Source organism: Clostridia bacterium (assembly GCA_028698525.1).
Classification (GTDB): domain Bacteria; phylum Bacillota; class Clostridia; order JAQVDB01; family JAQVDB01; genus JAQVDB01.
Map to the genome: position 1 here is coordinate 1 of JAQVDB010000052.1, position 15,414 is coordinate 15,414.

Genomic DNA, 15,414 nt, shown 5'->3' on the forward strand with positions numbered 1-15,414 from the left:
TTAAGTATTTTAAAGTCTTTGATATAAAGGGATTGTCGCCCTGTTACTCATGATAGGATCATTAATATTTGGGACATTTCATGATAACTATTTTTATAAGCAGTTATTAATAGATTTGTAAATATTTTGTTGGAAAGTTATTTTATATGATTGATTAGTATATTGCTTTAAAATGGTAAAAGAGACCTTTAAGTTTGTTAAGTTTATTAAGTATGTTTATAATATATATTCTACATATAGTATAAATCCCCTTTTTTTAAATCCAAAAAAAGGGAAAAAATGATATATCTGGTCCTAAAATGTTTTAATAACCTAACTTTTACAGTCATTTTATAAATATATATTTGTCCATATGTTTAAATATGATATCTTTTAAAAAAGAAAAAGCGATAGTATAAAACCATCGCTTTTAATATTCTATCCCCAATCTTGCCCTTATTCCTTTATCCATATAATGTTTGATAGGGACCATCTCTGTGATGAGATCAGCCATATCCCCAACCTTTTCAGGTACGCTGCGTCCCGTCAATATCAGCTCTACTTTATCGTTTTTATTTTCAATGATTCGGCACACCTGGCTTTCGTTAAAAAAACCTGCGTGAATGGCACCCATTATCTCGTCAAGTATTATTATGTCATATCGACTGCTGGCAACTATCTCTAATATTTCACCATATACAGTCCCCAGTCTCCTGCTTATCTCTAATCTCTGCTCTTGTTCCATCTGCCACACAAACTTATCTGTCTGCCCTATCCTTTTTATTTCAAAATTAGGATATAACTTTTGAGCAGCCACCAATTCGCCTGAAGGAGTACCCTTTAAAAACTGATACATCAGGACTTTAAGACCATTCCCTACAGCACGCATTGCAAGTCCTAAAGCAGCTGTAGTCTTACCTTTACCATCTCCTGTATAAATTTGAACATATCCCTTCTCCATAGGCAAAATTATAACCTCACCTCTTATATTATATCTACAACCATAACATGAGATCATCACTGATAAAGATGTACCAGCTCTGAATGGAGGCTGAACATCCATTTATCCCATTTGAATATACGATATCTAAAATCTATACAACGCAAATAAGGCGATTCTATCAATACCTGCTTATGAACCCATTTCCACCTGATACCCTACCTGTTTAACAGCACTTATCACTTCATCCTCTGATACATCTCCTGTTACCGCTACGACTTTGTTTTCTACATCTATATCTATATCTTGCACCTCACTTATTTTTTCAAGAGATTCTCTTATTGTTTTTGCACAGTGCTGACAACTCATATCAGGAACTTTAAAAATATGCTGCTGTTTCATTCCTTTATCCCTCCTATCCAGTATTTCCGGCTTAAATCTCTTCAACCTCAACGAATTACTTACAACCGAGACAGAACTAAAGGCCATTGCAGCCCCTGCTATCATGGGATTTAGCCTTCCCATAGCCGCTATCGGTATGCCGATTATATTGTATATGAATGCCCAAAACAAATTCTGTTTTATAACTCTCATGGTAGACCTGCTGAGTTTTATAGCGGTCACAAGATCTAGAAGATCTCCATGCATCAATACAATATCAGCGGTTTCCACCGCCACATCTGCCCCTGCCCCTATGGCCACCGCTGTATCAGCAGAAGCTAGAGCCGGTGCATCATTTATACCATCCCCCACCATACCGACTACCCGACCTTTATCCTTAAGCTCTATCACCTGTTCAGCTTTGTTATCAGGAAGAACTTCCGCTAATACATTACTTATGCCGGTTTGTTGGGCTATAGCATGTGCAGTTCTTCGATTGTCCCCTGTTATCATATATACTTCTATATCCATATCTTTAAGCAGTTCCACCGCTTTGCTAGAAGACTCTCTTATAGTATCCTGCACCCCAATCACTCCCATAGCATCACCGTCTGCAGCTATCACCATTATTGTTTTACCCTGAGCTTGTAGGGATTCTACATTATCAACTACTTGGGATACATCCACACCTTCCCCTTCAATGAATCTTTTGCTACCTACTAGAATGGTTTTACCTTCTATTATGGCACGTATTCCGTAACCAGGTACCGCCTCAAATTGTTCAGCATCTCGGATTTCTATCCCCTTTTGCTGTGCGCTTTTAACTATAGCCTCCCCTATAGGGTGTTCAGAAACCTTTTCAGCGGCTGCCGCCCAGCTTAATACCTCTATCTGTTGGTACCCATCCAAAGGAATCACATCTGTAACCTGAAGTTCACCTTTTGTTATAGTGCCTGTCTTATCCAGCACAATAGTGTCCACTCTATGTGCCCTCTCAAGATGTTCCCCTCCTTTTATCAGAATGCCCTGCTCGGCTCCTTTTCCGGTACCCACCATTATCGCTGTTGGGGTAGCAAGACCTAAAGCGCAAGGACAGGCCACAACTAGAACAGCTACAGCAGAGAGCAATCCAGATGTAAAGTCCCTAAAAAACACAGTCCATATGATAAAAGTTATGACGGCTATCGCCACTACAATAGGTACAAATATGCCTGATATACTATCCGCCAATCTCTGTATAGGTGCCTTAGTTCCCTGGGCTGTCTCCACCATCCTTATTATACTTGCCAGTACCGTATCTCTTCCTATTTTTTCAGCTCTGAACTTAAAGGAACCATGTCTGTTAACGGTAGCACCTGTCACCTCATCACCTTTCTCTTTATCCACAGGTATACTCTCACCTGTGAGCATAGATTCATCTACACTGGAATATCCTTCCACTATCACACCATCCACCGGTATCCTTTCCCCCGGTCGGACAACGATAATATCCCCTATTTCTACCTCCTCTATAGGCACTATCACTTGCTTTCCTTCCCTGACTACAGTTGCAGTATCAGGCTGAAGCTGCATAAGTTTTTGTATGGCCTCGCTGGTCTTACCTTTAGCTATTGCTTCAAGGTATTTACCCAGCAATATAAGGGTTATAAGCACTGCCGAAGTCTCAAAATAATAGTGGTTATCACCTATAATCAGATTATAAATACTGTAAAAATAAGCTGCGCTGGTACCCATAGCCACCAATACATCCATATTTGCGCTTCCACCCTTTAGCGACTTATAAGCCCCTTTATAAAACCGGTACCCTATGATAAATTGTACAGGTGTTGAAACTGCCAATTGAAAATAACCGTTTGCTAAAAAGGTATTTTCCTTACCTGCCATCCCTACTATCATTCCTAACAACAGCGGAAATGATAGAACTATGGATATAACCAACAAAATTCTCAACTTATCTATCTCGCTTTTCCCGGTATCTTGTTCCTTTAAAATATCCTGATCCTTTAACTTAGCATCATATCCTACATCCCTTATCTTGTTTATTATCCTATCAACGTCCAATTTATCCTTATCATACTCTACAACCGCAACAGCTGCTGCAAAGTTTATTGACGCATTATTCACCCCATCCGTTGCATTTAAAGCCTTTTCTATGCTAGCAGCACAAGCAGCACAGCTCATCCCTGAGACTTTTAGTATAACTTTGTCTTCAGCCAATTAAATATCACTCCTTGCAGTGTGAACAGTAAATCTATCTCACATTATTATACTATATAAATAACTTACCCACATCAATCATTATCAAAACTTGAATATTTTCTCTTAAGAGTTTAATTATCCATAAAAAACAACAATATATGCTCTATTATTACTTTTTTAGTATATAATAATTATGAATAAAAATATACAGGGAGAGAGATATAGTATGACCGACAGCACGACTGATAATATGATTGACAATATAATCAATTTTATAAAAGCCTTTTTTGATAAGTATTGTTTTAATGGTGCAATAATAGGTATAAGTGGAGGTGTAGATTCTGCAGTAGCAGGTAAATTGGTAGTGGATGCCATAGGAAAAGAGAAAGTATTGGGTGTTCTTCTTCCTGAACGGGATTCTTCCCCCGACACTCTGCAAGATTCGATACTGGTATGTGATTTTTTAGGTATAGATTATAAAGTTATTAATATCACCGGATTGTTGAGGAAGGCGGGAGTTTACAGCCTAAAACCTCCTGCATTTATATTCCCTAAAAAAGTTCAGAAAAATTATGCCAGAAACATATGGAAGTCTCAAGGTGAAGACTCATATATTAAGGATTTAACTACCACCGGTGATAAGGACTTCTTGGTGGATCTGGCTTATTATAGGATGAAAAACAGGATAAGAATGTGTATGCTTTACTTTGAAGCGGAAAAAAGAGGATATGCTGTAGTAGGTGCTACAAATAAGACAGAATATAGGGTAGGATACTATGTAAAATGGGGTGATGCAGCATCTGATATAGAGCCTATACTGCATTTATATAAAACAGAAGTATATCAGCTGGCAGAAAAGCTCCACATCCCTAAAAAGATTATCGACAAAAAACCAAGTCCTGATGTAGCCCCAGGAATAACTGATGAATTTTCTCTAGGAATAAGCTATCAGGATATCGATAGGATATTGATGAAGATAGAAAATGGATATCCCGTGTGTGACGAAAGCCAGCAAAAAGTTAAAAAAATATATGATATATTGACACATGTAAAATATAGAAGGGTATCAGGGGAACATATATGAAAGATATAGAAGAAAAAAACCAAAACAACATATCCTACGCTTTTGATATATGCTGTCATCTATTGCCCCTTTTACAATCAGACTTTAAGCGAAAGGATGATTGTCGAAGAGTATTAGCGGCATTGTATGCCCTCACCGACTTCAATGCTATTGTATTGAGAAGTGATAAAAAGATAATTACACATTTCGGCGATACAAATGTTTTATCTTCTCCGAACATGAGCTATCCTTCTATCCGAACTGTATTATCCGGACAAATAAACACACAGCTGGAACTGATTTTTTATAAAAAGATAGGACAAAGCATAACTGATGATGAAAAGCAATTAACCGCCGGGATAGCAAAATTTATAGAATCACATCTGAAAGCAAATATGGACAATTATCAGTCAATGTTGAGAGCAAAAACAGAGCTCAAAACATTACAGGCGCAAATAAATCCGCATTTTTTATTTAATGCACTAAATACAATATCTTCATTATGCAGAACTGAACCTCTCAAAGCTCGCAGGTTGATTTTGCATCTTGCAAGTTATCTACGTTCGACTATAAGGACTTCTCCAGACCTGGTGGACATCCATAAGGAATTGGATAGCATCTCTAGCTATATGGAGATTGAAAAAGCAAGATTTGGGGATAATTTTAAAGTAGAAATAGATGTGGATAAGAATATAAGAATGCCTATACCTCCATTTACAATACAGCCTATAGTTGAAAACTCTATAAAGCATGGATTGGTAGACAAAAAAGATGGATTGATAAAAATATCCGTAAAAAAACAAAATAATTTTTTTAAAATTATAATATCGGATAATGGATGTGGAATGCCTGAACAAGAAATACAAAAAGTGTTGAAAAACAATCAATCGCAAGATAAGATAGGGTTGTCCAATGTTAACAACCGACTCAAGGAAATATACGGCATACAATACGGGCTTGATATACAATCTGAAATTGATAAAGGCACATCAGTCATAATCAAAATCCCTATACGTAAAAGGAGGAAAGCAGATGCCGTTAAGAGTAGTTATAGTGGATGATGAAAAACACGCAGTACAAGAATTAAAATATCTGATCCAACAATACAGCGATTTTGAAATATGTGGCGTAGCATATAATGCAGAGGATTGTTTGAATGTCATAGCTAGCGAACGTCCTGATGTGGCTTTTTTAGATATTCATTTAGGTAGTAAAAATGGCATAGATCTTGCGAATGAAATAAAAAAAATATATAAAGATATCCACATAGTATTCGCAACTGCCTATGATAATTATGCGGTTAACGCATTCGACTTAAATGCAGTGGATTATATATTAAAACCCTTTGATGATTATCGAATTCTTCAAACTATAGAAAGATTAAAATCCATGATTAAACCACGTCCCCGAGCTAATGTAATAAGCGTATGGGATAAAGACAGGATGCATCTGCTCACGCCTGATCAGATAGTTTATTGTTCTACCGGTACAAATAAAGTAATAGTCAAATCCCTAAAGGGTGAATTCACTACTTCACTCACATTAGCAAATCTGGAAAATAAATTGGATAGCAATACATTTATACGAACACATAAAAGCTATATTGTAAATATAAATCATATAAAACAGATAGTACCCTGGTTCAACTATACTTATTTACTGGTAATGGAGAAATATGAAAAAGATGAGGTTCCTGTGAGCAGGAGCTACATGAAAAAGTTTAAAGAGATGTTAGGTATATAAAAACGCCTCAAAGCCGAATTTAATGCCGGCAATGAGGCGTGGAAGGGGCTTATTTATTTGATAAAAAATCCATTATAGAATGTGCAGCCTTTTTACCTGCACCCATGGCAGAAATAACTGTAGCCGCACCGGTTACTGCATCTCCACCTGCATAAACTCTCTCTCGTGAAGTAGCCATGGTATCCTCTTCTATTATTATACCTCCCCAATTTTCCACCTTTAATCCCTCGGTTGTCTGACGGATCAGTGGATTGGGAGATTGTCCTATCGCTATAATAACTGTATCTACATCCAGTATGAACTCCGAACCGGGTTTCTCTACAGGTCTTCTTCGACCGGACTCATCCGGCTCGCCCAGTTCCATCTCTATGCACTTGATAGCTCTTACCCATCCACCATCACCTATTATCTCTACCGGATTGGTAAGCAGCCTGAATTCTATTCCTTCTTCTTTTGCATGCTCTATCTCCGCATGTCTTGCAGGCATCTCATTCTCACTTCTTCTATATATGATGTATACATGCTCTGCTCCTAACCTCTTTGCAGTTCTTGCTGAATCCATTGCAACGTTTCCCCCACCTATGACAGCGGTCTTTTTCCCCGTATATATAGGTGTTGGATTTTCGGGAAAATCATAGGCCTTCATCAAATTATTTCTAGTGAGAAATTCATTAGCAGAATAAACGCCATTTAAGTTTTCACCGGGTAAATTCATAAATTTAGGAAGCCCGGCACCTGTGCCTACAAAAATTGCTTCATATCCTTGTTTTATCAATTCATCTATAGTGATGGAACGACCTACCACCACGTTGGTCTGTATATCAACACCCATCTCTTCCAGTTTTGCTATTTCTTGCCCTACCAATTTTTTAGGCAACCTGAATTCGGGAATACCATACATCAATACTCCTCCAGCCTCATGCAATGCCTCAAATACAGTGACATTGTATCCATTCCTGGCAAGTTCCCCTGCACAAGTAAGACCTGCAGGTCCAGAACCTATGACTGCTATTTTTTTATTGGATTTTGTATCTTTGTTTTGTTCTTTTTGAGCTTTATCAGCTTTGTTCATGGCGTAATCCGCAGCAAATCTCTCTAAAGCTCCTATGGCAATAGGTTCCCCCTTTATACCCAGTATACATTTTCCTTCACACTGGCTTTCCTGGGGACATACCCTGCCACATATGGCCGGCAAAGCATTTTGCCCATAAATAATTTGATATGCCTCATCAAATTCACCTTGTGCAATCTTTTGTATAAAATCAGGTATGTTTACATTTACAGGACAACCTTCCACACACCTGGGTTTTTTGCAGTTTAAACAACGTTTTGCTTCTTGGATTGCCTGCTCCGGTGTATACCCGAGAGCCACCTCATCAAAATTTTTATTTCTCTTCTGGGGATCTTGCTCATTCATCTTTACTCTGTCTTTATTTTTCATTGTCTTTTCCCCCTAATCCTAGCTTGCATTTATGGTCTTTATCGGCAAGTCTCTCATTATCTTTATACATGCCCTGTCTCCTCATAGCCTCGTCAAAATCTACCAAAAATCCGTCAAAGTCCGGGCCATCCACACAGGCGAACTTAGTTTCTCCCCCTACAGTAACCCTGCATCCTCCACACATACCCGTTCCATCGATCATTATTGGGTTTAAAGATACATTTGTAGGTATGCCTGCTTGTTTAGTAAAGTCCACTACCACCTTCATCATTATAAGTGGCCCTATTGCTATTGCACAATCATATTCATACTCATCTACCAACTCTTTTAACTGCTGAACAACATTGCCTTTTCTCCCTTTGCTGCCGTCGTCAGTAGTCACATATACCTGGGCAAATTTGCTGAATTCCTCTTCAAATATAACGAACTCCTCACTTCTACCACCTAGTATAGCGTGTACCTCTGCTCCCATTTCATGTAATTTCTTCAGCTGCGGGTATAAAGGGGCTATTCCAACCCCTCCTCCTATCCCGATCACTCTCTTGCACTTCTTTAATGGAGCAGGTTTTCCTAAAGGTCCAACAAAATCCTGTATTGTATCACCTTGGTTTTTATTGCTGAGTTTTCTGGTACTATACCCTACCACTTGAAATATGATAGTTATCGTGTTTGCCTCCCTATCATAATCAGCAATTGTCAAAGGAATTCTCTCCCCTTTTTCGTCCACCCTCAGTATTATAAACTGGCCGGGCTGACAACTCCTCGCAACATAAGGAGCCTCTATATCCATTGAATACACCAAGGAATTCAATTTTGTTTTTTTAACGATCTTATACATTTTATCAGTCCTTTACATGTTCAAAGCTTTAATTTTTATTGTATATTTTAAAAGTTCACTGGATTTCCTTCAAATGCACATTCTAATATATTTTTCATGTCTTGTGTCGATGTCTTTCTAGGGTTTGAGCCTGTGCAAGGATCCAGTACAGCATTTTCTGCTATATAGTCTATGCTGGCATCCAATTTTTCTTTAGTTACCCCATATTGTTTGAGTGTAGCTGCTATATCAAGTTTTTGGTTCATTTGGTCAACCTTTTGAATCAATGAATCCACTAATTGTTTATCTGTAGCTCCTTCCAATCCCAATTCCCTGGCTATCTCAGCATATTCCTTCATGCATACCTTTGAATTGAATTTTATAACATAGGGAAGCAGTATAGCATTACAGCATCCATGGGGTATGTCAAACTGTGCACCTATTTTATGGGCAAGACTGTGTGTGATACCCAGTAAAGCATTGCTGAAAGCCATGCCTGCTAAACATTGAGCTATATGCATTTGACCTCTTGCCTGTTCATCTCCATTATAGGAGTCTATCAGATATTCAACGCACATCTTTATTGCCTTTATAGCCAGTGGGTCACTAAAATCAGAGCTTGCCGAAGCTACATAAGCTTCTATTGCATGTGTGAGAGCATCCATCCCTGTATGTGCTACCAGTTTTTTGGGCATTGTCATAGGAATATCAGTATCCAAAATAGCTATATCCGGTGTTATCTCAAAATCTGCCAGCGGATATTTAATCTTTTTAGAGTAATCAGTAATTACTGAAAAAGCTGTAACTTCTGTAGCGGTACCGCTAGTCGATGGTATTGCTACAAAAGTAGCCTTATTCCTCAACTTTGGCATTGAAAACGGCGTTTTTATGTCGTCAAATTCAAGCTCGGGATACTCGTAGAATACCCACATAGCCTTTGCCGCATCTATCGGAGATCCCCCGCCTATGGCAACTATAACATCAGGTTCAAATTGCTGCATCTTCTTGGCGCCTGCCATAACAGTCTCTACTGATGGATCAGGCTCCACACCTTCAAACCTCTCCACTTCCAGTCCTGTTTCTTTTAGTATATCTTCCAGTTTGTCCAGAAATCCAAACCTCTGCATAGATGAACCGCCTGTAACTATTATGGCTTTTTTACAACCTTTTAAATTTTTTATTTCTTGCATTGCACCTTTTCCAAAATATATATCTCTCGGTAATGTAAATCGTGCCATATGATCATCTCCTTTATTTAGTTTGCAATTATAATTATAGTTCATGTTAATTATTTAACAAACACTTTTCGCTTATTATACATTATTCATTATTTAATATGCACTTTTTACGCTCTCATATACAAAAATGATGTGCCAAATTTTTTAGCACATCATTTTAAACTCCCCTAACAATACATTGTTTTACATATCTTTTTGCTTTGTCGCAGGTACGCCTTATATAATCACCGCTGTGGGGTTTACATAAAATTTTGCTGCCAAGAGGATTTTTGAACTGCTGAAGAGCATATAAATCCGCCCCTTGGATATATTCTATTATTTTAAATATATCACTTTGCTGGAGACAGGATACAAAAGTTGTCCTAAATTCATAGGCTATATCGGATTCCATGATCATCCTTATACTTCGTTTTATTTTATCTGTATCCACATCTATACCACAAATCTCTGAATATCTTTCGAAAGGTGCTTTTACATCCATAGCCACATAATCCAATAGATCAGCTGTTAAAAGATAGTGCAAATATTCAGGATTGCTCCCGTTAGTATCCAGTTTAACCGCATACCCCATATCCTTGATACTGCTGATAAATTGCTCCAGATCTTTCTGAAGTGTGGGCTCCCCACCGCTTATCACTACAGCATCAAGCAACTTTTTCCTCTGGCTGATAAACTCCAAAAATTTATCCGTATCCCATACCGAAGCAGCATTTTGGGATAATATATGCCTGTTATGGCAATAAAAACAATCCATATTACATCCCGGCGTAAAGACAACTGAGGCTATCTTTCCAGGATAGTCTACAAACGAATTTTTGTGTATACCGGCTATATTCATGATATCCTCTCATTTAAAACAAACTTTTTCCTTTCAATATATTCCTGCTTTTTCCCATTATTATAGTTAGATACCGGCCTTAAATACCCGGTCACCCTGGACCACACTTCTGCATCCTGCCCACACTCTGGACATTTAAAGTGCTCACCTTTTAAGTACCCGTGAGTCTCACATACACTAAAAGTAGGGGTTATAGAAATATAAGGCAGCTTATAATTTGTAAATATCTTTTTTATCAAAGATTTGCACACCTGTATATCGTCTATTCTCTCCCCCAGATATAAGTGGAGCACTGTTCCGCCTGTATAAAGAGATTGAAGCTCGTCCTGCAATTCCAGCACCTCAAATATATCATCCGTATATCCGGCAGGCAGCTGGGTAGAGTTGGTATAATAAGGTGTTTCACCACCTGCTGCAATTATATCCTTATATTTTTTCCGATCAATCAACGCTAATCTATATGCCGCGCCTTCTGCAGGACTGGCCTCTAAATTATAAAAATGCCCTGTTTCATTTTGTATTTCAGACATTATATCTGTCAGATAATTCATTATCTCTATTGCAAACTGCTGTCCTTCCGGACTTGCAATATCTTTACCCATAAAGTTTTCCAACGCTTCATTCATACCTACTATACCTATGGTATTAAAATGATTGTACCAATATTCTCCTGAGGCTTTTTTCACATCCCTCAGATAGTGAGCTGAATAAGGATAAAGTCCCTTTTGGGATTGCTCTTCAATAATCTTTCTCTTTATTTCCAGTGAGGTTTTTGCAGTATATACAAGTTTTTTAAGTCTCTGCTTAAACTCATCCTTTGTAGAAGAAAGATAACCTATCCTAGGTAAATTTATGGTAACAACACCTATGGAGCCTGTCATTGGGTTGCTGCCAAACAGCCCTCCCCCTCTTTTCCTGAGCTTGGAAGTATCCAGTCTGAGCCGACAGCACATAGAAAGAGCATCTTCAGGTGATAGGTCAGAATTTATGTAGTTTGAAAAATAAGGTATACCATATTTGCAGGTTATCTCCATAAAAGCATCCACCACAGGGTTATCCCACTCAAAATCCTTTGTAATATTTATAGTAGGTATAGGAAATGTAAACACCCTGCCCCGTGCATCCCCTTCCAGCATCACTTCGCAAAATGCCTTATTGAATATATCCATCTCTTTTTGGAAATCCCCATATACATCCTGCATCATGTTTCCACCCAATATTACCGGTTCATCCTTCATCATGTCCGGCACCTTTATATCAAAGGTCAGATTGGAAAAAGGACACTGAAAGCCTACCCTAGTAGGAACATTTATATTGAAAACAAACTCTTGCAAGCATTGTTTTACCTGATCATAATTCAATCCATCATACCTGATGAATGGTGCACAATATGTATCAAACCCCGACCATGCTTGGGCCCCTGCCGTCTCTCCCTGGGTTGTAAAAGTAGAGTTTACTATCTGTCCTAAAAATGAACGCAAATGTTTGGCAGGTTTGCTTTCCAGCTTACCGCTCACCCCTCCGAATCCTTCCATCAAAAGCTGTCTTAAATCCCACCCCGCACAATAAGGACCGAAAAAACCTAAATCATGTATATGAAAATCCCCGTTTTCATGGGCCTTTTTTACCTCTTCAGGATAAACTTCATACAACCAATATTTCTTAGTAAATACTTCCCGTACGTAGTTATTGAGGCCATTCACGCTCCTCTGGGTATTGGCATTCTCCTGTATCTGCCAATCCCTGTCCTTCAAATAATCCGAAAACATATCTATAGTTGCACCTATCAAGGCATTTAATTCTCTGGCACTCTTTCTCTTTTCACGATACAATATATAGGCCTTGGAAGTTTGAGCATGTCCATTTTCAATCAGCACTTTTTCCACTATGTCCTGTATATCTTCAACAGAAGGTATCTTTGCGTCAAAGGTGATTCGGACAATATCCACCACCTGATCACACAAAAATTCAGCCCTTTGATAATCCTCGCCTCCACATGCAATGGCAGCCTTAAAGATAGCATCTGTTATCTTTTTCTGCTCAAACTCTTCTATTCTTCCATCCCTTTTTCTTATAAACTCGATCATTTGTTATCCCCTTTCAGATAATTGATAAAAAAAAGCCTAATCAAACGATCAGGCTTTAGTCGCGAAACGACTACACAGCCAATCCTTTCCCACCGAAAGAATAGGTTATCAAATTCCTTAACAGGCAGGTCTCCTGGCTTGGGGTCATATGCCTCCGGCTGCCTTCCCGTCCATACAGTGGCATATCAGCCGGGCATTCCCACATACAGTAGCGGGGGCTGCAACGGATTCTCACCGTTTTCCCTTTTAAACCTTAATCACAGTCACCTGTTGGAAATCTATTTTTCACTATATATAGTATATTATTTGATTGGCATTGTCAATATGTAGTATAAAAAATGAGACCTTATTCCCATATCTGTAAAAATGGGTACGGACTCACAGGATTTTTATTCAGCTCATACATGCCAAAATGCAAATGCGGCTCAAACTTTCCAGACGTGCCTTCAGGACCATATCCGGTATCTCCTACATATCCTATTACCTGTCCTTTTTTCACTCTGGAGCCTACTCTCAATCCTTCTGCATACCTATCAAGATGTGCATAATAATAGTACATATTATCTCTATCCACTACACCCAGCCTCCAGCCTCCCAACGTGTTCCAGCCCTTCTTTTGTATTCTCCCATCTGATACCGATACTACCGGTGTGCCTTTTTTGCACATTATATCTATCCCTTCGTGGGTTCTTTCTCCTCCAAAGCTCCTAGGGGACTGCCAGTCATTTGTGTATTCATATTTATTTTCTTTCTTGATAGGGAACTCCTTGTCCTTTAATATGCTGTTTATATAATTATACTTAGAATGTTCTTTTTTATCATCCAGTCCGTTAATTTTACCTGCCTTTATTTCCTCGGAAATCTCCCTCAACTTTTTCTCATCATCAAAATAGCACTTGCCTCGCTGTTCAAGCATATCAAAATAATACCAATTAACTCCTAATTGCTTTTGTCCCTTAAAATAAAGCTCCAGTTTTTCGGGAGGTATATCCTCTATCCTGACCTGTTCCGGGCTAAATGTGAGTTTTAAATTGAGATACAAAAGCGCTATAACCACAATCAGCAGACAAAAAAATACTACCTTTTTAATATTTATCCTAGTCCTCTTTTTCCTTCTCCTTATGTTATACCTATATGTAGTATTGATAGCCGTACCCTCCCCCTCTTGTATTATTTATATATCTATTTTATAAAATAATAACATATTTATCACATCTACAGGTAATTTTATAAAATTTAGGCTAAATGCTCCGCAATTCTCCCACTATATCCTAAAACCTAACAATATTCATATCCTTATTGCTGAAGACGCAACCTCTCTTCTGCCTGTTTTACATTTTTATAAACATCGATACCTCCTGTGAGATTTTTTACATTTTCGAAACCATTATTTTGCAATATCTTACAAGCGATATACGACCTTAATCCTGTCTTACAATACACTATTATATCTTTATCTCGGGGAATGTCATCTAACCTTTGCCTGATCTCATCAAGAGGAATATTTATCGCCCCTTCAATGAACCCATTTTCCCTCTCATACTGCTTTCTGACATCCAATAGGACAGTTTCATCTCTATCTACATCCTCCACTTGATTCCATTGTACAACATCCACCTCACCATTTATAACATTGGATGCAATATACCCTGCCATGTTTACCGGGTCTTTAGCAGAAGAATAGGGAGGAGCATATGCCAATTCAAGTTCTTGCAGATCAAATACCGTCTTTTCAAACCTTATGGCAGAAGCCAATACATCTATCCGCTTGTCAACCCCGTCACATCCTACAATTTGAGCACCTAATATCTTGCCTGTGGGTGAAAACAATAATTTTATAGTAAGTGGCGAAGCTCCGGGATAGTATCCGGCATGTGAGTTAGCCTCACAGAATATGCTTAAATATTTCTTCCCTCCTTGTTTAAGTATCTCCTGATTGCTTCCTGTTTGTGCAACGGTAATATCAAACACTTTTATAATAGAAGTACCTTGTACTCCATTATACTTATCTTCTTTGCCCATTATATTATTTGCAGCTATCCTGCCCTGTCTGTTGGCAGGTCCGGCAAGAGGTACTAAACAATAGCTGTCTGTAACTATATCCTGTTTTTCCACCGCATCCCCTACAGCATAAATATCCGGATCTGATGTCTGCATATATTCGTTTACCTCTATACCCCCTAATTTCCCTATCTTGAGACCGGCCTCCTGTGCCAGTTGAATGTCAGGCCTCACGCCTATACTCATCACTACCATATCTGCCTGTATCGTCTTTTGACTGTTCAATATGACGTCAATCCTGTCTCCCTTGTCTTCGAAGGCTCTCACACCATCGTTTAATTGAAGATTTATTCCTTTGGACATCAAATGATTGTGTATGATACACGCCATATCATAATCTATATTTTTGAACACCTGATTCAACATTTCCACCACAGTTACATCTATTCCTCTATGTTTTAAATTTTCGACCATCTCCAACCCTATAAAACCTCCCCCTACAACTACAGCATGCCTGGGGTTATTTTGATTTATAAAATTCATTATTGCATCTATGTCTGGAATATTTCTAACAGTAAATACACGATTACTATCAACACCGGGAATAGGTGGCTTCACCGGATTCGCCCCCGGAGACAAAATTATATTATCATATGTTTCACTATAAATATCAGAAGTCTTTAAGTC

The 15,414-nt window shown here is 38.3% G+C and carries 12 protein-coding genes and 1 riboswitch; of the genes, 3 read left to right on the plus strand and 9 right to left on the minus strand.

All coding sequences use genetic code 11. From position 1 onward, the window contains the following. Positions 1 to 409: 409 nt before the first annotated feature. Positions 410 to 1,042, minus strand: a complete 633-nt coding sequence (locus PHP06_08305; protein MDD3840561.1) for a cob(I)yrinic acid a,c-diamide adenosyltransferase — start codon at positions 1,040 to 1,042, stop codon at positions 410 to 412. A 69-nt stretch (positions 1,043 to 1,111) separates the two neighbouring features. Then, on the minus strand, positions 1,112 to 3,517 hold the full coding sequence (locus PHP06_08310; protein MDD3840562.1) for a heavy metal translocating P-type ATPase: 2,406 nt from the start codon (positions 3,515 to 3,517) through the stop codon (positions 1,112 to 1,114). 208 nt (positions 3,518 to 3,725) lie between these two features. Here PHP06_08310 and nadE point away from each other — a divergent pair, with 208 nt between their 5' ends. From nadE to PHP06_08325, 3 genes are read left to right on the plus strand one after another with little or no spacing between them, the layout of a single operon-like run. After that, the gene (gene nadE, locus PHP06_08315) at positions 3,726 to 4,583 is read left to right on the plus strand and encodes an NAD(+) synthase (GenBank protein ID MDD3840563.1); all 858 of its coding nucleotides are present in this window, start codon (positions 3,726 to 3,728) and stop codon (positions 4,581 to 4,583) included. Next, a complete protein-coding gene (locus PHP06_08320; GenBank protein ID MDD3840564.1) occupies positions 4,580 to 5,623 on the plus strand; it encodes a histidine kinase in 1,044 nt (347 codons plus the stop codon). Before nadE ends, PHP06_08320 begins: the two co-directional genes overlap by 4 nt. Next, complete coding sequence (locus PHP06_08325) at positions 5,595 to 6,305, plus strand: LytTR family transcriptional regulator DNA-binding domain-containing protein (GenBank protein MDD3840565.1); 711 nt, start codon at positions 5,595 to 5,597, stop codon at positions 6,303 to 6,305. The genes PHP06_08320 and PHP06_08325 overlap by 29 nt, the downstream gene beginning before the upstream one ends. Positions 6,306 to 6,354: 49 nt before the next feature. Here PHP06_08325 and gltA read toward each other — a convergent pair whose 3' ends face one another. The 7 genes from gltA to PHP06_08360 all read right to left on the minus strand — a co-directional run. Next, positions 6,355 to 7,746, minus strand: coding sequence for an NADPH-dependent glutamate synthase (gene gltA, locus PHP06_08330; protein MDD3840566.1), 1,392 nt, complete (start codon positions 7,744 to 7,746; stop codon positions 6,355 to 6,357). Next, on the minus strand, positions 7,736 to 8,584 hold the full coding sequence (locus tag PHP06_08335) for a sulfide/dihydroorotate dehydrogenase-like FAD/NAD-binding protein (GenBank protein MDD3840567.1): 849 nt from the start codon (positions 8,582 to 8,584) through the stop codon (positions 7,736 to 7,738). Before PHP06_08335 ends, gltA begins: the two co-directional genes overlap by 11 nt. 47 nt (positions 8,585 to 8,631) lie before the next feature. After that, a complete protein-coding gene (locus PHP06_08340; GenBank protein ID MDD3840568.1) occupies positions 8,632 to 9,801 on the minus strand; it encodes an iron-containing alcohol dehydrogenase in 1,170 nt (389 codons plus the stop codon). 157 nt (positions 9,802 to 9,958) lie between these two features. After that, positions 9,959 to 10,639 carry an anaerobic ribonucleoside-triphosphate reductase activating protein gene (locus tag PHP06_08345; protein MDD3840569.1) on the minus strand — a complete coding sequence of 227 codons (681 nt, stop codon included), beginning with the start codon at positions 10,637 to 10,639 and terminating at the stop codon, positions 9,959 to 9,961. Then, entirely contained in the window at positions 10,636 to 12,726 is a 2,091-nt protein-coding gene (locus PHP06_08350; protein ID MDD3840570.1) for a ribonucleoside triphosphate reductase, read from the minus strand. The genes PHP06_08345 and PHP06_08350 overlap by 4 nt, the downstream gene beginning before the upstream one ends. Positions 12,727 to 12,831: 105 nt before the next feature. Beyond that, a riboswitch (cobalamin riboswitch) is annotated at positions 12,832 to 13,012 on the minus strand. 60 nt (positions 13,013 to 13,072) lie between these two features. Further along, positions 13,073 to 13,768 (minus strand): M23 family metallopeptidase, encoded by a 696-nt coding sequence (locus PHP06_08355; protein ID MDD3840571.1) that lies wholly within the window; start codon positions 13,766 to 13,768, stop codon positions 13,073 to 13,075. A 254-nt stretch (positions 13,769 to 14,022) separates the two neighbouring features. After that, positions 14,023 to 15,414 (minus strand): FAD-dependent oxidoreductase (locus tag PHP06_08360; protein ID MDD3840572.1); only part of this gene is annotated, 1,392 nt, incomplete at its 5' end.